Here is a 24,910-nt window from a genome sequence, read left to right on the forward strand (position 1 = left end):
TCTAGCCAGGATAACTGGCGTTCGTCGATGTTGCGACTGGGGCGCCGGGAGAGGCTGCGATCGCCGGCGCCTCGGGGCGGGGCGCAAGGCGCTCGCCGCCGGGATCGTCGATGAGATGGAGCACGCGCGAGAAGAAGCCGTTTTGCGTGTCTGGACGCCCGACGTTAAGCACCGTCGCGCCCGCAAGTTCGAGCGTGAAAATGTCGAGCACGATCGCGCGGGTTTCCTCGTCGAGCGCGTCGAGCGCCTCGTTGATCAGGATCCAGCGCGGCTTGTGCAGCAGCAGCCGGGCGAAATGCAGGCTTTGCTGCTCATCGCCGCCAAGCTCGCGATCCCAACGTCTCAGACTATCGAGCCCGGGCTTCAAATGAGAGAGACCAATGCGGTCGAGCGCTTCGGCGAACGCCGCTTCAGGGAAGTTCGAGACCGGCGCCGGATAGGCCAGCGCCGTGCGGAGCGATCCCGGCGGCAGATAGGGCCGGCTCGACATGAACATCATCGAAGCCGGCTCCGGCACGCTGATGCGCCCCGAGCCCCAAGGCCAGAGGCCGGCGATGGCGCTGAAGAAATTGCTCCGGCCGGCGCTGGACCGCGCGATAATCAGGATGCGCTCGCCGGGCTTGATCGTCACATGGCGCTCGCTGAGCCGCGTGCAGGTCGAAGCCGAGGACACCCTTAAATCGTCGAACTGGATCATGTCGGCTTCATTGACGACCCGCTCGATGCGGCCGCTCTTGTCGCCAAGACTGTCGAGTTCGATCAGCGCGCGCCGGAACATCGAGATCCGGATCATCGTCGCCCGCCAGTCGGCGATCACGCTGAAATTGTCGACGAACCAGCGCAGCGCCAGCTGGACCTGATTGAACGCGCCGACGACCATCATCAATCCGCCGAGCGACAAATCTCCCGAAAAGAACCCAGGCGCCGCGACGACGATCGGCGCGACGATGGTGAACCAGCCATAGCCGGCCGTCACCCAGGTCAGCCGCGTCACGCCCGAGACCAGGCGGCGCATGATGGAGAGCACCGGCTCAAGCTCGTTGCGCAGCCGCTGCTTCTCGTCTTCCTCGCCGCCGTAGAAAGCGATGGCGTCATTGCGTTCATTGGCGCGCACCAGCGCGAAGCGAAGATCCGCCTCGCGGCTGTAGCGCTCCGCATTGATCGCGATCAGCGGCCGGCCGACGCGCCAGCTCATCCAGGACGCCGCGCCGGAATAAAGCAGCGCCGCCCAGACCATATAGCCTGGGATGTCGGCGCGGTAGCCGAACAGTGTCAGCGCCACGCCTTCGGACAGAACCCAAAGAACGCCGATGAAACAGATCAGGAGCAGCGTGGCCTGCAACAGGCCGACGCCAAGATCGGTTGTCAGCTCGACGAGATGACGCGCGTCCTCGTGGATACGCTGATCGGGATTGACGCCGATCTCGCCCGCATTGGCGAGGCGGAAGGCTCGTGTCGGGCCAAGCCAGAGATCGATCAGATTACGCGTCAGCCGGCTTCGCAGCTTGAGCTTGGTCATCTGGTTGAGCCAGATCTGCGCAACGTTCAGGATCAGAAGGCCGCCCGCGATGAGCGCGAAATTCCACAGCTGGCGCAGGAATTCCTCCATGTCCTTGCGTGCAAGGGCGTCATAGAAGGGATGATTCCAGGCGTTGAGCTTGATCTGGCCGAAAGCGGTCGCCCCAACCACGGCGCAGAGCGCGAAGGCGAGCAGCAGAAACTGGTTGCGTTCGGGCGCGGCCATCAGCGAGCGGGCCATGCCGAGCAGCTGCCTGGCGAAACCCTCGTCGCGGAAGCTGGACTCCCCCTCGTTACGGTCTTCTTGGCTCATCAAACCCGGGCGCCGCCTGTCACTGATGCTTCGTTCGATATATTAAGCGATTCGAAATAGTCACGCGCAGGTTCCGAAATCCCGCCGTGCGCCCGCGCACGGTAAATCGTTTCCCAAACCCTTTCGCGTCTATTTTTCCGGTCGATTGAGCGGTCCAGCTTGGCCGCGACCGGATGAGGGCGGCTGACCGTGGCATTGTTCAGGCGGCGGACGCAGAGGAGGAAGGACGTGGCGCTCGATCTCAAGACACTTCTCGCCGACATGACGCTGGAGGAAAAAATCGGCCAGCTCACCATGACCGCCGGAAGCTATGCGGTCACCGGGCCGATCGTTGGCGGCGACGTTGAGGCCGCAATTCGCGCCGGGCGCATCGGCAGCCTGCTCAATCTTTGGGGCGCAACGGAAATCGCCGCTATTCAAAAGATTGCGATGGAGGAGTCGCGTCTCGGCATTCCGCTGATCGTCGGCTTCGACGTTCTGCACGGCCATCGCATGATCTTTCCCCTTCCGCTCGCGGAAGCCTGCGCCTTCGATCCAGCGCTCTGGCGCGCGACCGCGCGGGCCGCGGCGCGGGAGGCGGCCGCCGATGGCGTCTCCATGGTCTTTGCGCCGATGCTCGACGTCGCGCGCGATCCGCGCTGGGGCCGGATTGCCGAGGGCGCCGGCGAAGACCCCTTCGTCACATGCGAATTCGCCAAGGCCAAGATCGCCGGTTTTCAAGGCGAGGATCTCGCGGCTCCGGCGGCCGTCGCCGCCGTCGCCAAGCATTTTTGCGCCTATGGCGCCGCAGAGGGAGGCCGCGACTACGCCTCCGCGGATGTGTCCGAGCGCGCTTTGCACGAAGTCTACCTGCCGCCTTTCGCCGCGGCGATTGAGGCCGGCTGCGCAGCCATCATGCCGGCCTTCATGGATCTCGCCGGCGTCCCCATGACCGCGCATCAACCGCTTCTGCGCGGCTGGCTGCGCGAGGCGCGGGGCTTTGAAGGCGTCATCGTCAGCGATTACAACGCGTTGGCGGAACTGATGCGCCATGGCGTCGCCGCCAATCTGATTGAGGCGGCCGCGCTGGCGCTGCGGGCGGGCGTCGACATCGACATGATGAGTTCGGCTTACGCCGACGGCCTGCCGCAGGCTTTGGCGCGGGGCCTTGTCACGGAGGAGGACATCGACGCCTGCGTGCATCGGGTGCTGGAGCTAAAGCAAAAACTTGGGCTGTTCGACGGCGTTCTTCGGGGCGCAAGGCGCCAAGGCCGCGACAGCGCGGAGCCGGCGCTTGCGCGAGACGCCGCGCGGCGTTCGATCGTTCTTTTGACCAATCATGGCGCGCTGCCGCTTTCCCCTTCTTTGCGAAAAATCGCCTTGATCGGCCCCCTGTCGGAGGCCGCGGGCGAAATGGATGGCTCATGGGCCGCCGCCGGCGACAGAAACGCCGCCGTTTCCATTCTGGACGGGCTGACGGCCGCGCTTCCTACAACCGAGATGTTTTGTGCGGCGGGCGTCGCCGTCGATTATGGGAACGCGGCCGGCATTGCTGACGCGATGGCGCTCTGCGAGGAGGCGGAGCTGATCATTCTCTGTCTTGGCGAAAGCGCCGAAATGAGCGGGGAGGCGGCCTCGCGCGCCGATCTCGGCCTGCCCGGGCGACAAAGAGAGCTTGCCGAAGCCGCGCTCGGTCTGGGGCAGAAACTTGGGCGCCCCGTCGTCGCCCTGCTCTCGAGCGGACGTCCGCTCACGCTGCCCTGGCTTTTCGAGCGCGCCGACGCTGTGGCGGCGACCTGGTTCCTGGGCGCTGAAGCCGGCCATGCGATTGCCGATGTTTTGACTGGCCAGTTCAATCCGGTCGGACGTCTCGCGCTAAGCTGGCCCCGCGCGGTCGGACAGATCCCGCTGTTTTATGCGGCCCGGCCGACGGGCCGGCCCTTCGCCGCCGAAGATCATTACACGACCAAATATATCGATTGCGCCGTGGAGCCGCAGTTTCCGTTCGGCCATGGCCTGTCCTACAGCCCGTTTTCGCTCGAAGAATTCGCTGCCGGCCGGCAGAGTTTCTGCGCGCGCGACACGCTCGACTTTTCGGTCGAGGTCCACAATCTTGGACCGCTCGACGGCGAGGCGACCGTGTTCCTCTTTGCGCGCGATCTCGTCGCCTCGGTGGCGCGGCCGGTGCTCGAACTGAAGCGCTTCGGCAAAATCGCCTTGCCGGCGGGCGAGAGCGGCACATTACGCTTCGCGCTTGCGGCAAGCGAACTCGCCTTTCCCGGCGTCGATTTTCGGCCCTGCTTCGAGCCCGGCGCTTTTGAATTTTCAGTTGGATTCGATGCCGATCCAAGGCGGCACAGGAAGCTGAGCCTGCAGGCGACGGCGCCTTAAACCGCGTTTTGCTCAAGGGCCCAGGCCGGAGCCATCTCGTCCAGAACGCGGCGGATCGCGGGATGCTGGTTCACTTGCAAAACATATCGGCCGACGCCGGGATAGGCCTGCAGCAATCCCGATTTGCCATAGGCGGCGGTGACTTTCGGAAGGATAAATAGCGCCGGAGCCAAGATGCAATCGGCGAGCGTCAGCCGCCACCCGGCCGCGAACGGATCATCGCCGATCGTGGTCTGCAACGACGACAGTCCGCGCACGACGCGCGTCAGCCAGGCCGCCGCGTAGGGATCGTCAAGTTCGGGAACGCCCCGCCGGGAGAGTTCGACCAGCGGCGCCATGATGAGCAATTCGCCGATGCGCTGCAGCAGCCGGACGCGCGCCCTGGCTTCGGGCGACTCCGGCCGCAGCGGCGACGCGGCGAATTTGTCTTCGAGATATTCCATGATCGCCGCCGATTCTGGCAGCGGCGTTCCATCATCGAGAATGAGACAGGGGATCGTCCCCATCGAGTTGATGGCGTGGAACCTTGCCGAGAGCAGTCCGCCCGGCGGCGGCTCGATTTCGATCTGCAATCCTTTCGCATAGATTGTCGCCCTCACCGGAGCGGAAAAGGGGGAACTGTCTTCCGAGTAGAGCTTCATGGCGCCTCCGGGCCCCGATGGTCCCCAGCCCAAGGCGGTTATCAATCTGGACGGCGGGTGTCGAGCGGAAAGGCTTTCGCGCCGCGCGGATGGCGAACAAATCTGCGTTTGGAGCTCTCGCGCCAGACTTTATATAAAATCAATAAGTTACTGGAGAGCCTCTTTCGGCGTCCGCGGATGCAAAGATCGGCCGGAGCAGGAGAGTCGTCAGCTCATTCTGCTTCGGCCAAGGGTCGATCCGCGCGCCGCCGAGCCCAAGCGGCGCCGTTTCGACCGGAGCTCTATCGGCGAGGGGGCTACGCGGCCCACGGCAGGGGGCGGCGTGCGGCTCGCTCCGCAATTCGAGAGGACGAGGCGAGCCGCGTTTTTCCCAAATCGTCAGTTCGTCGTCTGGCCGATCGCGGCTCGCAGATCGGCGAGTTTGACGACGCCGGGTCCATGCAGCGCAGCGATCTGGTCAACGTCCAGCTTGAGACGAAGGATGTTGTCATAGAGGTTGACGCTGTAGGGATTGGGCGTCGTCGGACGCGGCGCATTCGGCGCTGCGGGCGTGTAGACATCGGCCTCGATCAGGATTTTTTCGGCCGGCAGATAGATGAGGGAAATATCGTCGGCGTGCCCGCTGCCGGCGATCTTGTGAATCTCGATCGAGCGCGAGCCGTCGTTCAGCACAAATTTGTCGCCGTAAGTCTGGAAGGTCGCGGCTTTCTGCGATTTGGACAGGAGATCGGGGTTCAGCGTGCGCGGCGCGGCCCAGGCTTTCTCGAAATAGGGTTTGTCGAGCTCCTGAGTCACAATGGTTGCGCCGGCGTCAGCAAAGGCGCGCAGACCGCCGGAATGGTCGAAATGAAGATGGCTGCTGACGACATATTTGATGGGTTTGCCCGGAACCAGTTCGGCGATCTTGCCAATGAGGGCGCGCGAACGCTCCTCGTTCAGCGGCGCTTCGACAAGCACGACATGATCGCGCTGCTCGATCGCGACGCTGTGGTGAGTTCCGCCCGTGAGATAAAATACCCCGTCGGCCAGCTTTTTGACGTCGACGGTCTGCGGCGGAGCGCTCGCCACGATCTGGGGAACCGTGATGTCGACCGGCGGATTCAGCTTCACTGAAGCGATATCGAGATCGAGCACGGGATGGCCGCCCTGGGTCCGCGCGATGCGTGCAGGGAACTGGACGCCGCCGAAGTCTTTGTAGCCGCCAAAGCTTGTCTCGACCAAAGTGTCGCCAAGCACCGGATTGTCGATCCAGGTGCGCACGCGCTCCAGCTGATTGCGGGCGTTGATCGCGCCGATATAGTGATATTTTCCGCCGACCGTGAACGACACCTCCACATCGGCGCCCTTCGCTTCCGACTTGGCGTTGTTGGCGAACGCCGCTTTGAGGAAGCCCTGCGGCGTCGACCAGATCTCGGCCAGACGCTCCTCGACGGCCGCGGGCTGGGGCGTGGCGACGGCCGCGGTTCCAGGCGGGGAGTTCGGCGGAGGCGCGACATTCCAGGCCTGGGCGCCGCTCACATAGAGATCGGGTTTCTGCTCGACCGGCGCCGGCCGCAGCCGGCCGGGTTCGATGGTCTGCTTTCGCGTGACCTGGACGCGGGCGCTCGGGACGTCATAGTTGATGTCGGCAAGGTAGCTGCTGACGTCGAACTGGGGCCAGGGAAGGTTTGGATTGGGCGCCTGGCCAAACTGGAACCAGCGGCCTGACCCGGAGAATTCGAGCGTTTTGACGCCGTCGACCCCGAGCGCCTTGGCCGCTTCCTGCAGGGAGGCGGCTTGCGCCGCGGACAGCGCCATGGTCAGGGCCAGCGTCAGGCCATAGGCGGGAATAATCGTCTTTCGCATGAAAAGTCTCCTGTTGCGGCTGTCGCGTGCCAACAAGGTTGCGACGTCTTCAAATCATCGTTGAGCGAGATGGGGGCGTGCGCGGTCCGGCGGGGCGCGCCTAGAGCGGCGGCGTCGCGCGGAGTTCGGCCGCCTGCGGCGCAGGCGCCGCAATTTCCGCGTGAGGCGTCCCGGCCGGCGCCCATTCGTAGGGGACAGGCTGGGCGCGATAGACCCAATTGCTGCGCAAACCGGATCCGGCTTTCGGGAACTCGCCGAAATAGGGGCTGACATATTCCCAGACGATCTCGCCCTGCGGCGTGACCTGGAAGAAGCGTCCGTTGTACCCTTCATCGATCAGGGTATTGCCGTTCGGCAGCCGCCGCGCGCTGCTGATGAAACTCGACCGGAAGCTCCAGGCAGGGCCGCCAGAGCTTTCGCCGGTGTATTCCCAGACGATTTCCTTCTTCACCGGATCGATCTCGAGGATGCGAGATCCGCCGGTGACGTTGAGCGGCGCGCGGGGATATCCGGCTTCGCCCTGATTATCGAAGACGAGCAGATTGCCGGCGCCGGGCAGGCCCGCCGCGATGACATGGGCGTCATGCTGACCGGAGATCTGGTCGACCGGACGCGGAACCGGTTTTCTGCCCCGCTCGGAGACGCCGCGCGGATAGTTCGGCCCAAGCGTCCAGACGATCTTGCCGCTCTTCTTGTCGATGATCGCAATGAAATTGGCGTTGCGGGAGTCGATCACAAAATTTTCCGGATCGAATCGCTTGTCTCCCGCATCAAACCAGCGATTCGGGCCTACGACGCTCAGATTGTTGAGGTGAAAATAATCCGGGGTGTCCGCATCGCGGACAAGCTTCAATTGATCGGCCGTAAAGCCGAATTCTTCCAGATGATCGGAAGCGATCCATTTCCAGACGATGTCGCCTTTGGGACCGATTTCGTAAATGACGTCGTCGAGCAGCTGCGGCTGCGAGAAGCCTTTGACGGGATGAACCAGATTGGCGAGGATCGCCGTGTCGCCGCTCGGCAGCCGTCGCCAATCGTGATGCTGCTGCGCCGCGCCGCCGGGGGCCTGGTCGCCGCCCCATTCCCATATGGCCTTGCCGTCCCAGTCGACCTCGCCGATCGTTTTGGAAATGTCGAGATTGCCGCCGCCCGGAACCGCGCCGGCGCCTTTCGCCGGGGCCACGGCGAGGGTGACGAGGATATGGCCCCTTTGCCCGCCCGCCAGCGCCGGATCGATGAAATAGCTCGGAAAGCCGGAATATTTCCACTCGCGCACGACATTGCCGTCGACATCGATCAGACGGGTAATCTTGTCCGCACCAGTAAAGAGCACATAGCCATTATAGGCTTTGGCGGGATCGTATTTGGTGACCCCGGTCGGATAGACGCTCGGGCTGGCGGCGACGCCCGATACGGCGGCTGCGAAGCCGAGGACGCAGGCCAGGCGTTTTGTGGCTCGCGCCATGGAAAAGAAGACAGCCCGAGACCGCTCGCACGCGCCTTTGCGGCGCATTTTGTTCGAGGCAGGGAGATCCATCGATGTCGTCTCCGTTAAGAGGCCTTACTCTAACGGATATAAATCTATAAAGTCGATAGGAATTATATAGTATACGGGGAATTGGCGCCTTTCATCGCTGCGTCTGCCGCAAGCGAGGGAGGCGTCAGGCAGGAGCGGAGAAACTCAGCACGCTGTCCTGCGGAAAATCATAAAGCTTTCCGGTCGACGTCCATTCCGGGGCGCAAATCTCCGCGATCTTCGGCGCGAGATCTTCGGGCGTCCTGAGGGTGAGCGGATTTTCGCCTGGCATGGCGAGCGCGCGCATTTTGGTGCGCAGCGGGCCGGGATTGACGATCATGACCCGGACCGGCGTGATATTTTTTGTCTCGGCGGCGTAGGTGCGGGCGAGAGCTTCGAGGGCCGCTTTCGAGGCCGCATAGGGGCCCCAATAGGGCCGCGTCTCGGCGGTATGCGCGACGCCCGACGAGATAAACACCGCGCGGCCGGCCTCCGAGGCGCGCAGCAGCGGATCGAGCGAGCGGATCAGCCGCCAATTGGCGGTCACATTGACCGCGAAGACGTCGTCCCATTGCTTTGGCTCAATATGGCCGAGCGGCGTCACCGGGCCCAGCACGCCGGCGTTGCCGACAAGAATGTCGAGCTTGCCCCACCGTTGAAAAATTGCGCCGCCGAGGCGATCGAGCGCGTCGAAATCCTTGATGTCGCAGGGGGTCAGCGTCGCCTGGCCGCCGGCGGCGCGGATCTCGTCGTCGAGCTCCTCGAGCGCGCCCTGCGTGCGCGCCAAAGCGATGATATGCGCGCCGGCCCGCGCGAGTTCGAGCGCGACGGCGCGGCCGATTCCGCGGGAGGCGCCGGTGACGAGGGCGATGCGGCCTTGAAGGGATGCTGACATGGAGGACTGACGCTCGACTGTTTGCTGTGCGAGCGAATGTCTAGAGCATGAGTCTGCAAAGGGGAAACCTTGCAGCAAATCCGCCCGATGAACCGATCAAATTTTTGGAAGAAGGGCCGTAAGAGCCGTCAGAGGATCTAGCTCGCCTCGGCGAGAAGGGATAATTGGCTCTTGGTTTCGCCGGTCAGATCGGTGAGGCAGGTCGGATAGTCGCCGGTAAAGCAATGATCGGTGAATTGTGGGCGCTGCGGATCGCGGCCCTTCTCGCCCATCGCCCGATAGGTGCCTTCGATCGAGAGGAAGGCCAGCGAATCGCAGCCGATATAGTCGCGCATCTCGTCCAGCGTATGCGTGGCGGCGAGGAGATTTTCGCGCACCGGCGTGTCGATGCCGTAATAATCGGGATAGGTGATCGGCGGCGAGGAAATGCGGAAATGAACTTCGGCGGCGCCGGCGTCGCGCATCATCTGCACGATTTTGACGGAGGTTGTGCCGCGTACGATCGAATCATCGATCAGAATGATTCGCTTGCCTTCGACGACGGCGCGGTTGGCGCTGTGTTTCAGCCTCACCCCAAGCTCGCGCACGCTTTGCGTCGGCTGGATGAAGGTGCGCCCGACATAATGGTTGCGGATGATGCCGAGTTCGAACGGTATGCCCGCGGCTTGCGCGTAGCCGATCGCCGCCGGAACGCCGGAATCGGGCACCGGCACGACGACGTCGGCGTCGACGCCCGATTCGCGGGCGAGTTCGGCGCCCATCGCTTTGCGAACATTATAGACCGGGCGGCCATGCACGACGGAATCCGGTCTTGCGAAATAAATATACTCGAAGATGCAGGGACGCATCGGCCGCGGCGGGAAGGGATGCAGACTCTCGATGCCTTCCTTCGAGATCACGACGATCTCGCCGTTCTCGACGTCGCGCACGAAGCGCGCGCCGATGATGTCGAGGGCGCAGGTTTCCGAGGCAAGAATATAATGGCCGTCGAGTTCGCCGATCACCAGCGGACGAATGCCGAGCGGATCGCGCGCGCCGATCATCATGGTGTTCGCGAGCGCGACGAGCGCATAGGAGCCTTCAAGCGCGCGCACCGCCTCGATGAAGCGCTCGACAATGCGAAGCTTGCGACTGCGCGCCATGAGATGAAGAATAACTTCGGTGTCGGAGGTCGATTGATAGATCGCGCCGCTCTGGACAAGGTCGCGCCGCAGCGTCAGCCCGTTGGTCAGATTGCCATTATGCGCAACGGAGAAACCGCCGGAATTCAGTTCGGCGAAGAGCGGCTGCACATTGCGCAGGATGGTTTCGCCGGTGGTGGAATAGCGGACATGACCGATCGCGGCTTCGCCCGGCAGGCGGGCAATGGTCGAGGCCTTGGAGAAATGATCGCCGACAAGGCCGAGGCGGCGTTCGGAATTATATCGCGCGCCGTCGAAGGAGACGATGCCGGCCGCCTCCTGTCCGCGATGCTGAAGCGCATGCAGGCCGAGCGCGGTGATCGCCGCCGCATCGGGGTGGCCGAAGATGCCGAAGACGCCGCATTCCTCGCGAAGCCGGTCCGCTTCGAGATCAAGGTCAAACCAGCTGTCGCTTTGAGCTTCAGTGTCCATAACCGCCTCCGCAACCAACGCTTGTTGTATGGAGGCGCCTGACCGTCAAAGGCTTAACGCCCGCCGCAGCGGCGCCGACTCAAATCTTGTTGAAGAGCTTGACGTGAGCCGCGCCGGCGCCACAAAACTTACATAGTCGAGATGAGGCGTTTAGTCGACCCCGCGCGCTGGCGGGATTTGTCGCACCCCCGGCTTTTTTTAAAAATCCCCAGTCAAATTCGCCTCCGGAGCCTTCAGGCGGCGCTCAGCTCTTCTTGCCGAGGGGCTTTGGCGGCGGCGCTGCCGGGGCTGCAGGGGCGGGTTTGGGTTCGACGTCGGCGTCGGGCGCCGCCTCCTCGCTGGGAGCAGCTTTGGGCTGCTTCAGCTTGGCGAGAATGCCCTCCGGATCGTCGGGAAGCATGGCCATCAGCTGATCGCCCGTCGCCTGTAACAACGGGCGCATTTTTGCGGCCTTGACCCATTCCGGCTGGGTTTTCTCCGGCACCAGCCAATTGAAGAAGATGAAGGCGATCACACAAAGCAACAGGCCGCGCACCGCCCCGAAGGCGAAGCCGAGCGAACGGTCGAGCGCCCCGACCTTGGAATCAAGAATCGCGTCGGAAAATTTGATGGTGATCAGCGAGACGATGATCAGCGTCACAAAGAACACGGCGGCGGCGGAAAGGGCGAGCGCGATCACGTCCTTCGAGACATAGGGCTTGATGTAGGGCAGTACCAAGGGGTGCAGATAGATCGCGGCGACCGCCGCCGCGCCCCAGGAGGCGATGGCCAAAACCTCGCGCGTAAAACCGCGAAGCATGGCGAGCAAGGCCGAGACCAAGATGACGACGATCAAGCCTAGGTCGAGATAGGACGGCATGGGTTCCCTGGCCTTTTCGGTCCGGCTGTTCTGGCGTCGGACCCATGCGTTGGGCCTTGACCAAAATGCGAAGGCTCGATTGCGATCGGAGCGTCGTGATCGGCTCGAAGAGGCGTAAGGCTCGAGCGCGAGCGGCTCCCCCTGTCAAAGCGCCGCGACTTTCCTATAAAGAACCGCATCTTCAAAGAAAAGCCTCAGCTCCTACGTCAGCCTTGCCGGCCGGAGCGCAGCGCCGCTCGGGGCGGCTTCGAGCCGATGTCCGCCGCGAGGCCGGAAATATGCCGCATCGGCTTGGCGGCGATCGATTTCGGGGCGGCGTCCTCGCGCTCCGCGGCGGCGGGAATCGTCGCATGGCGGAAGCCGAGCTTTGCCGCTTCCTTCAGCCGCGCCGGCGCCTGCGCCACCGATCGTATCGCGCCGGAGAGCGCGATCTCGCCGAAAAAAACCGAATCGGCGGCGAGCGGAATATTGCTCAAGGATGAAATGAGGGCGGCGGCGGCGGCGAGATCGGCGGCCGGCTCGCGCACCCTGAGGCCGCCGGCGACGCTCAAATAAATGTCGTGCTGGCCGAGCTTTATGCCGGCGTGGGTTTCGAGCACGGCGACGATCATCGACAGGCGCGAGGCGTCCCAGCCGACGACGGCGCGGCGCGGCGTTCCGAGCGTGCTGGGCGCGACCAGCGCCTGGAATTCGACGAGCAGCGGGCGCGAGCCCTCCATGCCGGCGAAAACCGCCGCGCCCGGCGCCGCCTCGTCGCGCGCCGACAGGAACAGCGAGGAGGGGTTGGCGACTTCGGCGAGCCCGCGCCCGGTCATCTCGAAGACGCCGATCTCGTCGGTCGGCCCGAATCGGTTCTTGACGCTGCGCAGCAGGCGCAGGTCGCGTCCGCCCTCGCCTTCGAAGGAGAGCACGGCGTCAACCATATGTTCGACGACGCGCGGGCCCGCGATCTGGCCGTCCTTGGTGACATGGCCGACGAGAATCACTGCCGCGCCGCTCATCTTGGCGAAGCGGATGAGCGCCTGCGCCGCGCCGCGCACCTGGCCGACCGTACCGGGCGCCGCCTCGATCACGCTCGACCACATGGTCTGGATCGAATCGATGACGACCAGAGACGGCCGCTCGCCGCGCGAGAGCGTCGCGACAATGTCCTCGACGCTGGTCTCGGCGGCGAGTTCGACGGGGCTCTGGCCAAGGCCAAGGCGATGGGCGCGAAGGCGCACCTGATCGACCGCCTCCTCGCCGGAAATATAGACGACGCGGCGGTTCTTCGCCGCGAGGGCGGCGCAGGCCTGGATCAGCAGCGTCGATTTGCCGATTCCCGGCTCGCCGCCGAGCAGTAGAGCCGAGCCGGCAACGAAGCCGCCGCCGGTGACGCGGTCAAGCTCATTGATGCCGGTCAGGATGCGCGGCGGGGCGGGGCGATCGGCCTCCGCGAGGCTCGCAAGGTCGAACACGCGGCCCTTGCGCGCGCCGGCGGCCTGTTGCGCGCCGATGCCGGAGGCGGCGCTCTCCTCGATGATCGTGTTCCATTCGCCGCAGGCCTCGCAGCGCCCCTGCCAGCGGCTCGTGACGGCGCCGCAATTCTGGCACACGAAGGAGGCTTGCGACTTCGCCATCAAAATCCCGCCGGGTTCTGCGTTTGATCGCCCAAACTCAAATCCGATCGGGCAGGGCGTCTTCCCGGGCGAGATTGGAGAAGCGCGTCAGTTCGGCCTCGAAGGCAAGCTCCACCGTTCCGGTCGGGCCGTGGCGCTGCTTGCCGATGATCACTTCCGCCTTGCCGTGGACGCGCTCCATATCCGTCTGCCACGTGACGAATTCTTCGGTGCCTTCGCGCGGCTGCTTATTGTTCAGATAATATTCCTCGCGGAAGACGAACATGACGACGTCGGCGTCCTGCTCGATCGAACCCGATTCGCGCAGATCCGAGAGCTGCGGCCGCTTGTCGTCGCGCGATTCGACCTGACGCGAGAGCTGCGACAGCGCGATCACCGGCACATTGAGTTCTTTCGCCAAAGCTTTGAGGCCCGTCGTAATCTCGGTGACTTCCTGCACGCGGCTGTCAGATCGGCTTTTCGACCCGCCGAGAAGCTGCAGATAGTCGATCACGAGCACGTCGAGCCCGCGCTGGCGTTTGAGACGGCGCGCCCGCGCGGTGAGCTGCGCGATGGAAAGGCCGCCGGTCTGGTCGATATAGAGCGGCACTTGCTGCATTGTTCGCGCGGCGTCGGCGATGCGGTGGAATTCGCTTTCCGTCATGTCGCCGCGCCGGATCTTATAAGACGCGACGCCGGACTGTTCGGCGATCACGCGGGTCGCCAGCTGCTCGGCCGACATTTCCAGCGAGAAGAAGCCGACGACCCCGCCATTCATCGTCTCATGCGTCCCGTCCGGCCGCACGGTGAATTCATAGGCCTTGGCGATATTGAAAGCGACATTGGTCGCGAGCGCCGTTTTTCCCATGCCGGGACGGCCGGCGATGATGATGAGATCGGAGGCCTGCAAGCCGCCCATATAGCGGTCGAGGTCGGAGAGGCCGGTGGCGATGCCGGAGAGGCGCCCGTCGCGCTCGAAAGCCTTGGCCGCCATGTCGACGGCGGTGACGAGCGCGTCGGAAAAGCGCTGGAAGCCGCCCTCATAGCGGCCGAGTTCGGCGACCGAATAGAGTTTTCGCTCGGCCTCCTCGATCTGCTCGCGCGGCGAGGCGGCGACGGGGGCGTCATAGGCGGAATTGACGATGTCCTCGCCGATCAGGATCAGATCGCGCCGAACGGCCAGATCATGGATGGTGCGGCCATAATCCTCGGCGTTGATGATCGTGGTCGCCTCGGCGGCGAGGCGGGCGAGATATTGCGGCGCGGTGACGCCGCCAAGGTCATGCTCGCCCAGGAACGTTTTCAGCGTGATCGGCGAGGCGATCTTTCCGGCCCGGATGAGCTGGCTCGCGATATCGTAGATGCGCCGATGCACCTCTTCGGAAAAATGCTCGGGCTTTAGAAAATCCGAGACGCGATCGAAGGCGTCATTGTTGACCAGCACGGCGCCGAGCAGCGCCTGTTCGGCCTCGATATTGTGCGGCGCGAGGCGGTAGGTCGGGGTTTCGGCGCTTTGGCGGGCCGCGCCGGGGCGAAGATTGTCGATCGCTGACATAGGGTCTTTCTTGCAGTTTTGCTTGGCTTTTTCGCCGCCAGCGAATCAGCCCGCAAAGGGTCGCCCTTGATGCCATGTCCGCCCCGCGCGCGCAAAAGACGAGTGGATCCGCGCCCGCTATTCACATGGCGGGCAGCCGCTGAGGCGCTTGTTTGCGCCGGCGCCGTCGGATAAGAGCTCGACGGTCACGAAAGAGCGGCTGGCGCCCCTGGCTGCGCCAGCGCCTTTGCGCAAGGCGGCGTCATGACCGATCTCTTCAATTGCAACGCAGCCGATCCAACGATCGCCGGCTCGCAATGGGTCTACTGGCGCCCGATGATCGACGGAATTTCGGAACTCGGCCTATTGCGCGGGCGCGGCAGTGAACTCGCCATGCATTTCCACGAAGAATTTCAGGTCACCTTTGTTCTTGCCGGCCGCCGCGCGCTGCAATTGGGCGACGCCGTCATCGAACTGACGTCCCGTCGTTGCGCCTGCATTCCCGCCTGGACGCCGCATCGCTCCCTCGAAGGGTCTTCCGATCTCGTCAGCGTCAACGCCTATCTTCCGGCCGGCGACTATGCCGTGTCGGCGATGCAGGCGGAGATCGAACGGGAATGGCGCATGGTCGAGGGCTTTGAATGGCGTGACCTTGCGGCTCTCATCCGCGCCCACAAGGGCGGCTGCGCAGCCGACCGATCGATCGCGCTCCGTCCGGACCGCCAAGAATCCGTAAGCCGCCGCGCCTCGCGGACGGGACAGAGCCGCGAAGGATTTTCGCGCGCTTTCGCCAAGCGCTACGGCATGCCGCCGCACGCGTTTGAGTTGATCGGCCGGCTCAATCGCGCGCGGGACTTGCTGCGGGCGGGAGAAGCCGTCGCGGCCACGGCGGCGGAGACCGGCTTTGCCGATCAAAGCCATCTTGGCCGATGGTTTCGGCGCGCGTTTGGCGCGACTCCGGGCCGCTATCGCCTCGGCTGACGCAGGGTCACAAACGTTCCAGACCTGCGCGTCGCGCTCTGTTCAAATGCTCGCAGATAGGAGAGCGGGCATGGAGTTCGGACTTTATTTGTTGGTTGTCGGCGCCGGGGCGAGCCTTGTCCTGCAGCAGGCGCTCAACTCAAATTTGCGCCTGGAGCTGGGGTCGCCATGGTGGGCTGGGTTGGTCAGCTATCTTGGCGGCGCTTTCGCCATGCTGGCGATGGTTATCGCGCGGGGCGATCCGCTGCCGATGAGAAATATGGCGACGCAAACGTCCTGGCATTCATGGACCGGGGGTCTCTTCGGGGCGGTCTTCATCGGAGTCGCGATATTCATGGTCCCGCGGCTCGGCGCCGCGACCGTCGTCGCTCTGATCGTCGTCGGTCAGATGCTCGGATCGCTGATTTTCGATCATTTCGGTTTTCTCGGCGTGCCGCAGCATGACGCCAATCCCGTCCGCCTAGCCGGCGCGGCGTTCTTGATCCTCGGCGTGGTTTTGATCCGCTATTGATTGCGGCGGCGCGCAAGCGCCGGACCGCCGCCTCTACCATTCCTCGTCCTGCTTGCCGCCGCAGGCGCGCCGTTCAAGGCACTGACACCGCCCGGTGCCTTGCTGGCAATAGGGCTTTCGGGTCGGCCCGCAGGCATAGCTGGCGCGGTCCTGACCGGTGTAGGAGCCGCCGCACGCGCCTTCGGAATCCTGCGCCCTGGCCGCGTCAAGCATGGCCAAGCTCAGAAGGGCGCAAGCGACAATGAGAAAAATTCTGTAGATCATTCCGGGTCCTGTCGTCGCATCTTTTGATCACACAACCTCGTCCTGAGGAGGGCTCGAAGAGCCCGTCTCGAAGGGTGGGCCGCCCTCGTGGTTCGAGACGCAGGCTTTGCCTGCTCCTCACCATGAGGGCTTCTTTTCGCTGAGGCGTCCTTACTCGTCCCGCAGCAGCCGCGCCACGCGCGGGGCGAAATAGGTCAGCACGGCGTCGGCGCCGGCGCGCTTGAAAGCGAGCAAGCTCTCCATAATCGCGCGGTCGCCGTCGAGCCAGCCATTGCGCGCCGCGCCTTCGATCATCGCGTATTCGCCCGACACCTGATAGGCGAAGGTCGGCAGGCCGAATTTTTCCTTCACGCGATAGATGATGTCGAGATAGGGCAGGCCGGGCTTCACCATCACCATGTCGGCGCCCTCGGCAATATCCTGCGCCACCTCGCGCAGCGCTTCATCCGAATTGGCCGGGTCCATCTGATAGGTGCGCTTGTCGCCAATGAGCGTCTTCTGCGTGCCGACGGCGTCGCGGAACGGGCCGTAGAAGGCCGAGGCATATTTAGCGGCATAGGCCAGCACCTGAACGGAGGTAAATCCCTCCGCGTCGAGCCCGCGCCTTATCGCGCCGACGCGCCCGTCCATCATGTCCGAGGGGGCGATCATGTCGGCGCCCGCGCGCGCGAAATTCAGCGCCTGTTTGACCAGAACCTCGACCGTCTCATCGTTGAGAATTTCCTCGCCGCGCATCAGGCCGTCATGGCCATGGCTGGTGTAGGGATCGAGCGCGACGTCGGTGATGAGGCCGATCTCCGGCGTCGTTTCTTTGATCGCCCGGACAGCGCGGCAGATCAGATTGTCCGGGTTCAGCGCCTCGGTCCCGGCGGCGTCGCGAAGCGCGGGGTCGGTATAGGGAAACAGCGCGATCGCCGGCACGCCAAGGGCATGCGCCTCGCGCGCGCTTTCGACGGCGGCGTCGATCGAGAGGCGCTCGACGCCCGGCATGGAGGCGATCGCCTCATGCTGATTGACTCCCTCGCGCACGAAAATCGGCCAGATCAGATCATTGGCGGTCAGGACATTTTCGCGGACGAGGCGGCGCGTCCACTCCGCCTTGCGGTTGCGGCGCAGGCGCACCGTCGGGCCGGGCAGGGGCGCAGGAGCATCGCCGTCCGGGGCGAGGGCGCGCGCCGCGGCCGCGGCAGCGCCCTCATCGGCCGGAAACTGTTTCGGTTTTGAATTGAGGGGCCAGATCATGCAACAAGGGTCTCGCGGAAAAGGCGCCGGCGGCGCGGTCGATGTTTAGGCCGCGTCAAGGGCGCCCGCAAGCGCCGGTCGCCCAGCGCAAACAGATGTGAGGCTTTATGGGACTGCTCGTCGACGGCGTCTGGCGCGATCAATGGTATGACACGCAAAGCCATGGCGGACGGTTTGAGCGCGACGCCGCGAAATTCCGCAACTGGATCACCCCGGACGGCGCCCCGGGCCCATCGGGGCGCGGCGGCTTCAAGGCCGAGCCCGGCCGCTATCATCTCTACGCCGCCTATTTCTGTCCCTGGGCGCATCGCACGCTGATCTTTCGCGAGCTCAAGGGCCTCGCGCCGCTGATCGACGTCTCGATCGTCAATTGGCTGATGCGCGAGAACGGCATCACCTTCGCGCCGGCCGACGGCGTGATTGGCGATCCGCTCTTTGGCGCGCGCAATCTCTATGAGATCTATCAAGCCGCCGATCCCGCCTATAGCGGCCGGGTGACCGTGCCGACGCTGTGGGACAAAGAGACGAAGACGATCGTCTCGACCGAATCCTCCGAAATCATCCGCATGTTCAATTCAGCCTTCGACGGCGTCGGGGCGGCGGCGGGGGATTATTATCCCCCGGAATTGCGCGACGAAATCGACGCGCTCAACGCGCGGATTTATCCGACGGTGAACAACGGCGTCTATCGCGCCGGCTTTGCGACGACGCAGGCGGCCTATGAGGAGGCGATCGGCCCGCTGTTCGAGACGCTGGATTATCTTGAGGCGTTGCTGGCCGAGCGCCGCTATCTCTGCGGCGAGCAGATGACAGAGGCGGACATAAGGCTCCTCACGACTCTTTTGCGCTTCGACATCGTCTATGTCGGCCATTTCAAATGCAATGTGCGGCGGATCGCTGATTATCCAAATCTTTGGGCCTATGTGCGCGACCTCTACCAGACCGGAACGATCGCAAACACCTTTCGGCCAGACCACATCAAGGGCCACTATTATCAGAGCCATCTGCAGATCAATCCGACCGGAATCGTCTCTGTCGGGCCAAGCATCGATTTCTCCGCCCCGCACGACCGCGCGCGGCTTGGCGGGAGTGGTTAAGGCGTTTCAAATGGCTTCGCCGGCGGGCGCAAGGGCCAGACGCGCGCGCTCGACCTCACCCGGATTGCGTCCCGCGTTCGCCGTGAAGGCCAGCAGCAGCGTTTCGTCGGAGGCCAGAAAATCGAGGACGCCGGCGAGAAATCCCGGCTCGGCCGCCGCCGCGCGCAAATTGTCGGGCTGCAGTCCCGAAAGGCTCATAAATCGCTCGAGCGCTTTGGCGTCGCCCGCGATATAACCCAAAGCCTCGATCGCCAGCGTCTCGGCGCGCTCCCGCGACGGATCGTTTTTTCCTGGAAAGCGACGATTGCCGAAACTTTGCATATTGGCGTTTTCCCTTTCGTCAAGTTCTATCCGTTACCCCTTGCAGATCGGATCAGGTGGCGCTGAGGCATGGCGTTTGGCCGTCTCGCAAGGGCTCAACAGGGTCTTTCATGCAAAAAACCATCCTGATCGTAGAAGACAACGAACTGAATATGAAGCTGTTCAACGATCTTCTCGAGGCGCACGGCTACAAGACCGTGCAGACCCGCAGCGGGCTCGAGGCGGTCGGACTGACGCGCGAGCACATGCCGGATCTGATCCTGATGGATATCCAGCTTCCGGAGGTCTCGGGGCTCGAAGTCACGCAATGGCTCAAGCAGGATGAGGCGCTGCGCCACATTCCCGTGATCGCAATCACCGCCTTCGCGATGAAGGGCGACGAGGAAAAGATCCGCCAGGGCGGCTGCGAGGCCTATCTGTCGAAGCCGATCTCGATCGTCAAATTTCTCGAGACGGTGCGCAGCTATCTGAACGAACGCTGATCCGCGCCGCCGGAGGGCGGCCGCATGACGGGAAGGAGGCCTTATGACTGCTCGCGTTCTGGTCGTTGACGACAACCTTCCGAACGTCAAGCTGCTCGAAGCGCGGCTGTCGGCGGAATATTACGAGGTCGTCACCGCGAGCAACGGCGCCGACGCCCTCGCAATCTGCGCCCGCGGCGAATGCGATATCGTCCTGCTCGACGTGATGATGCCGGGCATGAATGGGTTCGAGGTTTGCCGGCGGCTGAAGGCCGACACCCTCACCGCTCATATTCCCGTCGTGATGGTGACGGCGCTCGACCAGACGTCGGACAGGCTGATGGGGCTCGAGGCGGGCGCCGATGATTTTCTGACAAAGCCGATCGACGACGTCGCGCTGATCGCCCGCGTGCGCTCGCTCGCGCGGCTGCGGCTGTCGCTCGACGAATTGCGCACGCGGGCGATGCGCGCCGCCAAAATGGGAATCAGCAAATCGCTTGATTCAGCCGCTGTCGAAACCGGTCTTGGCGGGCGCGTTCTGGTCGTCGACGACCGCCGCTCGTCGGTCGAGACGATTTATGGCGCGCTGAAGGGCTTGCATGAGGTCGAGCTCGAGCCCGACGCATTGGAGGCTCTGGTGGAGGGCGCCGCGGGCGGATATGATCTTTTGATCGTCAGCCTCAGCCTTGAGGCCTATGACGGATTGCGGCTATGCAGCCAGATCCGCTCCATCGAGGCGACGCGGGAGCTGCCCATTCTGGCGATCGCTGAGCCCGAGGACCGCGCCAGGACGCTGCGTTGCCTCGACCTTGGCGTCAATGACTATCTCCTGCGGCCAATCGAGCGCCACGAACTGGTCGCGCGCGTGCGAACGCAGCTGCGGCGCAAGCGCTACGCCGACAATCTGCGCGAGAAGGTGGAGGCCTCGCTTGAAATGGCGGTGATCGACGCCTTGACGGGCCTGCACAACCGCCGGTTCTTCGACGGCGTGTTTCCCTCGCTGATGGAGGAGGCCAAGCGCAAGGCGCGCCCGCTTTCGGTGATGATGTTCGACATCGACCATTTCAAGAGCGTCAACGACGCGCATGGCCATGAAGCCGGCGACCGGCTGCTGCAGGGGCTCGCCGGACGCGTCAAGGGCCTCGTGCGCGGTTCCGACATGTTCTGCCGGCTGAGCGGCGATGAATTTGTTATTCTGATGCCCGACACCCGGGTCGACATCGGCGCCAAGGTGGCCGAGCGCGTGCGGGCCGGCGTCGCGGGCGCCGCTTTCCCGATTGGCAAGGCGCATTCCCTGTCGACGACGATCTCAATCGGCCTTGCGGAAAGCGCCCATGCCGGACCGGATCTGCTGCGGGAAGCCGACAGGGCGCTCTACCGCTCGAAGGAGGCCGGCCGCAATCGCGTCTTCGTCGAGGCGAAGACCGAGCCGCCCGGCAAATTTCCCGGATTCAGGGTCGTGCGGACGGGGTGAAGCGGACGGCTTCGCGCGCGTTAACGAAACAGCGATTTCGCGGCCAACAAGTGATTGCATTTAGCCGCCGCCGCGCGCTAACGTCATTGCGCCGAGCCCGAAAGGGCGTGGCGCGGAAGGGGTCCTTCAAGAAATATCCGCCGCGCCCTGCGCCATCGAAGCGCATTTGGCGACTTGACTGGAAGTTACCCTACGGAGTGCTCAGGTCCGCCGCATCTCCTGGGTCCGTAGGGTCGGCCGGCGCGCAAGTAGTTGGAGTGGCCTCCTCGAAACGCTACTTGCCGCCGGCCACCTTCAGGCCTCGCCCATGTGCGAGTTGGTTGCGCTGAAATTCAGACGACGACGAGGTCGGCGGCATTAGCGAAAGCCGCGCGCTCCTGAATGAAGGCGAAGCGCGCCTCCGGCTTGTTGCCCATCAACCGTTCGACGGAATCCGACGTGCCTTCCCGGTCTTCCGGCAGCACGACGACGCGCAGCAGATTGCGCTTTCCCGGATCCATCGTCGTCTCTTTCAGCTGCGCGGGAAGCATTTCGCCCAAGCCCTTGAATCGGCTGATTTCAATCTTGCCGCGGCCGGTGAGAACGCGCGCGATCAACTCGTCGCGATGCGCGTCGTCGCGGGCATAGACTTGCCGGGCGCCCTGCGTCAGCCGGTACAGCGGCGGAACGGCAAGATAAAGATGGCCGCCTTCGATGAGCTTGGGGGTCTGCCGGTAGAAAAAGGTGATCAGGAGAGAGGCGATATGCGCGCCGTCGACGTCGGCGTCGGTCATGATGATGATTTTTTCGTAGCGCAGTTCGTCTTCGCGGTAATGCGCGCCGACGCCGCAGCCGAGCGCGAGCATGAGATCGCTTAATTGCTGATTGGCGGCGAGCTTGTCGCGCGTGGCGCTGGCCACATTCAGAATTTTGCCCCGCAGGGGCAAGATCGCCTGGCTTGCGCGGTTGCGCCCCTGCTTCGCCGAACCGCCTGCGGAATCGCCCTCTACGATAAAGAGTTCAGAGCCTTGCGCTGCCGTGTTCGAGCAGTCTGCGAGCTTGCCGGGCAGGCGCAATTTGCGGCTGGCGGTCTTGCGCGCAACGTCTTTTTCAGCCCGCCGGCGCAGCCGATCCTCGGCGCGCTCCACCGCCCAGTCGAGCAATTTCAAAGCATGCGAGGGCGCAGCCGCTAGCCAATGATCGAAGGCGTCGCGCACCGTTTGGTCGACAATGCGCGAGGCCTCGGCCGACATCAGCCGGCTTTTGTTCTGGCCCTGGAATTCCGGCTCCCGGATGAAGATTGAGACGAGGGCGGCGCAGGAGCCCATGACGTCGTCGGCGCTGATCGCCGCCGCGCGGCGCGACTGGCCGATCCGTTCGGCATGGTCCTTCAGGCCGCGGAGCAGGGCGGCGCGCAGGCCCGCCTCATGCGCGCCGCCGTCGGGCGTCGGGATTGTGTTGCAATAGGAGTGGACGAAGCCATCGTCCATGGCGAGCCACGCCAGCGCCCATTCGAGCGAGCCGTGACCGCCGGGCTTTTCGATCTTGCCGGCGAAGATCGGCTCGATGACCCGCTCCTTGCCCTCGATGTCGACGGCGAGAAAATCCTTGAGGCCGCCGGGGAAATGGAAAACCGCCTCGCGCGGCGTCGATGAGCCGGGCTCAATGCGCTCCGGCGCGCAGCGCCAGCGGATTTCGACCCCGCCGAACAGATAGGCCTTGGCGCGGGCCATTTTGACGAGCCGGGCGGGTTTGAATTGCGCGCCTTTGCCGAAAATCTGTGGGTCGGGCGTAAAGCGCACCCGCGTGCCGCGCCGGTTCGGCGCCTTGCCGACTTCCTCCAGCCGGCCGAGCGGCTTTCCGCGCGCAAAACTCTGGCGATAGAGCGTCTGGCCGCGGGCGACCTCGACCTCGAGGCTTTCGGACAGCGCATTGACCACGGAGACGCCGACGCCATGCAGGCCGCCCGAGGTCTGATAGGCGCCGGAATCGAACTTGCCGCCCGCATGCAGGGTCGTCATGATGACTTCGAGCGCGGATTTCTTGGGAAACTTCGGATGCGGATCGACCGGAATGCCGCGGCCATTGTCGGTCACGGATAAAAAGCCGGCGGCGTCATAGGAAACGTCGATAAAACTGGCGTGACCGGCGACGGCTTCATCCATGGCGTTGTCGAGCACCTCCGCGAAGAGATGATGCAGCGCCGCCTCGTCTGTGCCGCCAATATACATGCCAGGCCGGCGCCGGACCGGTTCGAGTCCTTCAAGCACCTCGATCGAGGCGGCGGTGTAACCGGCCTCTCCGGGCGTTCCGAGCCGCGCCGGCTCCTGCGCCGCGCTTTTTATGTCGGCGCCCTTTGCGGCGCTGCTTCTCGCGCTTTTGCCGGCCTCGGGGCGCGCCGCGGCGGGCTTGCGCGCCGCAGCTCCAAAAAGATCACCATGATTGGCCATTGAACGCCACACACTCCGAAACGGCTCTCCAGAACTGCCATGACCCTTATGCCATGGCGATCGGAGGAAAGGAACAGAACAGAAACAAATAAAAGGGGATAGATTGACGCGCGGTAAATGCGGCGGTCGATCTTCGCGCCGAAGGCCATGCAAAAGAAAAGGGGCGGCCCTAAGGCCGCCCCGCATTCGTTCGTCCGATCTTGCGCCCTTACGCGCTGGCCGCCTTCAACTGCGCGACAGTCGGCACGGATTCGATCGTCTTCAGGATGACCGAAGCGATCTGGTAGGGGTCCCCCTGAGAATTGGGGCGACGATCCTCAAGATAGCCTTTGTAGCCGTTCTTGACGAAACTGTGCGGCATGCGGATCGAAGCGCCGCGGTCGGCAAGTCCATAGCTGAACTTGTCGATCGACTGGGTTTCATGCAGTCCAGTCAGGCGCATATGGTTGTCGGGGCCATAAACGGCGATATGTTCCGCCTTCGCCGCGTCGAAGGCCGCCATCAGGGCCTCGAAATACTCCTTGCCGCCCGTTTCCCGCAGGAAGGTCGTCGAGAAGTTGGCGTGCATGCCGGAGCCGTTCCAGTCGGTGTCGCCGAGCGGCTTGCAATGATATTCGACGTCGATTGCATATTTTTCGCAGAGGCGCTGCAGGATGTAGCGGGCGACCCACATTTCGTCAGCGGCTTTCTTGGAGCCTTTGCCGAAAATCTGGAATTCCCACTGGCCCTTCGCGACTTCGGCGTTGATACCTTCGTGATTGATGCCGGCGTCGAGACAGATATCGAGGTGCTCCTCGACAATCTGGCGAGCGATGTCGCCGACGTTCCTGTAGCCGACGCCCGTGTAATAGGGGCCCTGCGGCGCGGGATAGCCGCTTTCCGGGAAGCCGAGCGGGCGTCCGTTCTTATAGAAGAAATATTCCTGCTCAAATCCAAACCACGCGCCCGGATCGTCGAGAATGGTGGCGCGGGCGTTGGTGACGTGCGGGGTGACGCCATCCGGCATCATCACTTCGCACATGACAAGGACGCCATTCTTGCGCGTCGAGTCGAAATAGACGGAAACCGGCTTTAGGACGCAGTCGGAGCTTCTTCCTTCGGCCTGCTTGGTCGAGCTGCCGTCAAAACCCCAATTCGGAAGCTGATCCAAAGTCGGGAAATTATCATATTCCTTGATGAGCGTTTTACCGCGAAGATTCGGGACGGGCTTGTACCCGTCGAGCCAGAGGTACTCGAGCTTATATTTGGCCATGTTTCCTCTAGCCTCCTTTCGTTGTTGACGCAGTAGCGCCGCGGTGGAGTTGAACGCTACTTGCGTAAGCAGTTTTCACAGCTGCAAGGGCGCGGGCACACCGGTCTCTCGCATCATCCATGCCAAAATAGGCGGATTCGCCACTCTCTTTTGCGTTACCGATGCAGCGCCATAAA

The 24,910-nt window shown here is 63.7% G+C and carries 20 protein-coding genes; 6 read left to right on the plus strand and 14 right to left on the minus strand.

Annotated features, from left to right (window positions below; all coding sequences use genetic code 11):
- Window position 1 precedes the first annotated feature (1 nt).
- Window positions 2-1,831 carry an ABC transporter ATP-binding protein/permease gene (locus MSIL_RS02065; RefSeq protein WP_012589451.1) on the minus strand — a complete coding sequence of 610 codons (1,830 nt, stop codon included), beginning with the start codon at window positions 1,829-1,831 and terminating at the stop codon, window positions 2-4.
- Window positions 1,832-2,059: 228 nt separating this feature from the next.
- Between MSIL_RS02065 and MSIL_RS02070 the strand changes: the two genes are divergently transcribed.
- The gene (locus MSIL_RS02070; RefSeq protein WP_012589452.1) at window positions 2,060-4,201 is read left to right on the plus strand and encodes a glycoside hydrolase family 3 N-terminal domain-containing protein; all 2,142 of its coding nucleotides are present in this window, start codon (window positions 2,060-2,062) and stop codon (window positions 4,199-4,201) included.
- Here the strand turns inward: MSIL_RS02070 and MSIL_RS19970 are convergent.
- The 8 genes from MSIL_RS19970 to MSIL_RS02110 form a co-directional block, all read right to left on the minus strand.
- The gene (locus MSIL_RS19970) at window positions 4,198-4,842 is read right to left on the minus strand and encodes a glutathione S-transferase family protein (protein WP_012589453.1); all 645 of its coding nucleotides are present in this window, start codon (window positions 4,840-4,842) and stop codon (window positions 4,198-4,200) included. The two genes, MSIL_RS02070 and MSIL_RS19970, sit on opposite strands and share 4 nt — an antisense overlap.
- 378 nt (window positions 4,843-5,220) lie before the next feature.
- Entirely contained in the window at window positions 5,221-6,687 is a 1,467-nt protein-coding gene (locus MSIL_RS02080) for an MBL fold metallo-hydrolase (RefSeq protein WP_012589454.1), read from the minus strand.
- A gap of 100 nt (window positions 6,688-6,787) precedes the next feature.
- A complete protein-coding gene (locus MSIL_RS02085; RefSeq protein WP_012589455.1) occupies window positions 6,788-8,152 on the minus strand; it encodes an arylsulfotransferase family protein in 1,365 nt (454 codons plus the stop codon).
- A 196-nt stretch (window positions 8,153-8,348) separates the two neighbouring features.
- A complete protein-coding gene (locus MSIL_RS02090) occupies window positions 8,349-9,098 on the minus strand; it encodes an SDR family NAD(P)-dependent oxidoreductase (protein ID WP_012589456.1) in 750 nt (249 codons plus the stop codon).
- A 137-nt stretch (window positions 9,099-9,235) separates the two neighbouring features.
- The gene (purF, locus tag MSIL_RS02095) at window positions 9,236-10,711 is read right to left on the minus strand and encodes an amidophosphoribosyltransferase (protein WP_012589457.1); all 1,476 of its coding nucleotides are present in this window, start codon (window positions 10,709-10,711) and stop codon (window positions 9,236-9,238) included.
- A 244-nt stretch (window positions 10,712-10,955) separates the two neighbouring features.
- Window positions 10,956-11,570, minus strand: coding sequence for a CvpA family protein (locus MSIL_RS02100; RefSeq protein WP_012589458.1), 615 nt, complete (start codon window positions 11,568-11,570; stop codon window positions 10,956-10,958).
- 206 nt (window positions 11,571-11,776) lie between these two features.
- A complete protein-coding gene (radA, locus tag MSIL_RS02105) occupies window positions 11,777-13,189 on the minus strand; it encodes a DNA repair protein RadA (protein WP_012589459.1) in 1,413 nt (470 codons plus the stop codon).
- A gap of 37 nt (window positions 13,190-13,226) precedes the next feature.
- A complete protein-coding gene (locus tag MSIL_RS02110; RefSeq protein WP_012589460.1) occupies window positions 13,227-14,723 on the minus strand; it encodes a replicative DNA helicase in 1,497 nt (498 codons plus the stop codon).
- A 243-nt stretch (window positions 14,724-14,966) separates the two neighbouring features.
- On the opposite strand from MSIL_RS02110, the gene MSIL_RS02115 reads away from it, so the two are divergent.
- Both MSIL_RS02115 and MSIL_RS02120 read left to right on the plus strand, forming a co-directional pair.
- Window positions 14,967-15,683: a helix-turn-helix domain-containing protein gene (locus MSIL_RS02115; protein ID WP_012589461.1), complete on the plus strand. Its 717-nt coding sequence runs from the start codon at window positions 14,967-14,969 to the stop codon at window positions 15,681-15,683.
- 70 nt (window positions 15,684-15,753) lie between these two features.
- Window positions 15,754-16,194, plus strand: a complete 441-nt coding sequence (locus tag MSIL_RS02120) for a DMT family transporter (protein ID WP_012589462.1) — start codon at window positions 15,754-15,756, stop codon at window positions 16,192-16,194.
- A 33-nt stretch (window positions 16,195-16,227) separates the two neighbouring features.
- Here the strand turns inward: MSIL_RS02120 and MSIL_RS02125 are convergent, their stop codons facing one another.
- Together MSIL_RS02125 and hemB are read right to left on the minus strand one after the other, a co-directional pair.
- Complete coding sequence (locus MSIL_RS02125) at window positions 16,228-16,458, minus strand: hypothetical protein (protein ID WP_012589463.1); 231 nt, start codon at window positions 16,456-16,458, stop codon at window positions 16,228-16,230.
- 150 nt (window positions 16,459-16,608) lie between these two features.
- Window positions 16,609-17,700: a porphobilinogen synthase gene (hemB, locus tag MSIL_RS02130; RefSeq protein ID WP_012589464.1), complete on the minus strand. Its 1,092-nt coding sequence runs from the start codon at window positions 17,698-17,700 to the stop codon at window positions 16,609-16,611.
- Between the two features lie 107 nt (window positions 17,701-17,807).
- Here hemB and MSIL_RS02135 point away from each other — a divergent pair, with 107 nt between their 5' ends.
- Complete coding sequence (locus MSIL_RS02135; RefSeq protein WP_012589465.1) at window positions 17,808-18,797, plus strand: glutathione S-transferase family protein; 990 nt, start codon at window positions 17,808-17,810, stop codon at window positions 18,795-18,797.
- A gap of 6 nt (window positions 18,798-18,803) precedes the next feature.
- Here the strand turns inward: MSIL_RS02135 and MSIL_RS02140 are convergent, their stop codons facing one another.
- A complete protein-coding gene (locus MSIL_RS02140; RefSeq protein WP_012589466.1) occupies window positions 18,804-19,118 on the minus strand; it encodes a DUF3572 domain-containing protein in 315 nt (104 codons plus the stop codon).
- A gap of 110 nt (window positions 19,119-19,228) precedes the next feature.
- Here MSIL_RS02140 and MSIL_RS02145 point away from each other — a divergent pair, with 110 nt between their 5' ends.
- Together MSIL_RS02145 and MSIL_RS02150 are read left to right on the plus strand one after the other, a co-directional pair.
- The gene (locus MSIL_RS02145) at window positions 19,229-19,600 is read left to right on the plus strand and encodes a response regulator (protein WP_012589467.1); all 372 of its coding nucleotides are present in this window, start codon (window positions 19,229-19,231) and stop codon (window positions 19,598-19,600) included.
- A 43-nt stretch (window positions 19,601-19,643) separates the two neighbouring features.
- On the plus strand, window positions 19,644-21,053 hold the full coding sequence (locus MSIL_RS02150; protein ID WP_012589468.1) for a PleD family two-component system response regulator: 1,410 nt from the start codon (window positions 19,644-19,646) through the stop codon (window positions 21,051-21,053).
- A gap of 332 nt (window positions 21,054-21,385) precedes the next feature.
- Here MSIL_RS02150 and parE read toward each other — a convergent pair whose 3' ends face one another.
- Entirely contained in the window at window positions 21,386-23,482 is a 2,097-nt protein-coding gene (parE, locus tag MSIL_RS02155; RefSeq protein WP_012589469.1) for a DNA topoisomerase IV subunit B, read from the minus strand.
- 208 nt (window positions 23,483-23,690) lie between these two features.
- On the minus strand, window positions 23,691-24,734 hold the full coding sequence (locus tag MSIL_RS02160; protein WP_012589470.1) for a glutamine synthetase beta-grasp domain-containing protein: 1,044 nt from the start codon (window positions 24,732-24,734) through the stop codon (window positions 23,691-23,693).
- Between the last annotated feature and the right edge of the window lie 176 nt (window positions 24,735-24,910).

Source organism: Methylocella silvestris BL2, from assembly GCF_000021745.1.
GTDB lineage: Bacteria > Pseudomonadota > Alphaproteobacteria > Rhizobiales > Beijerinckiaceae > Methylocapsa > Methylocapsa silvestris.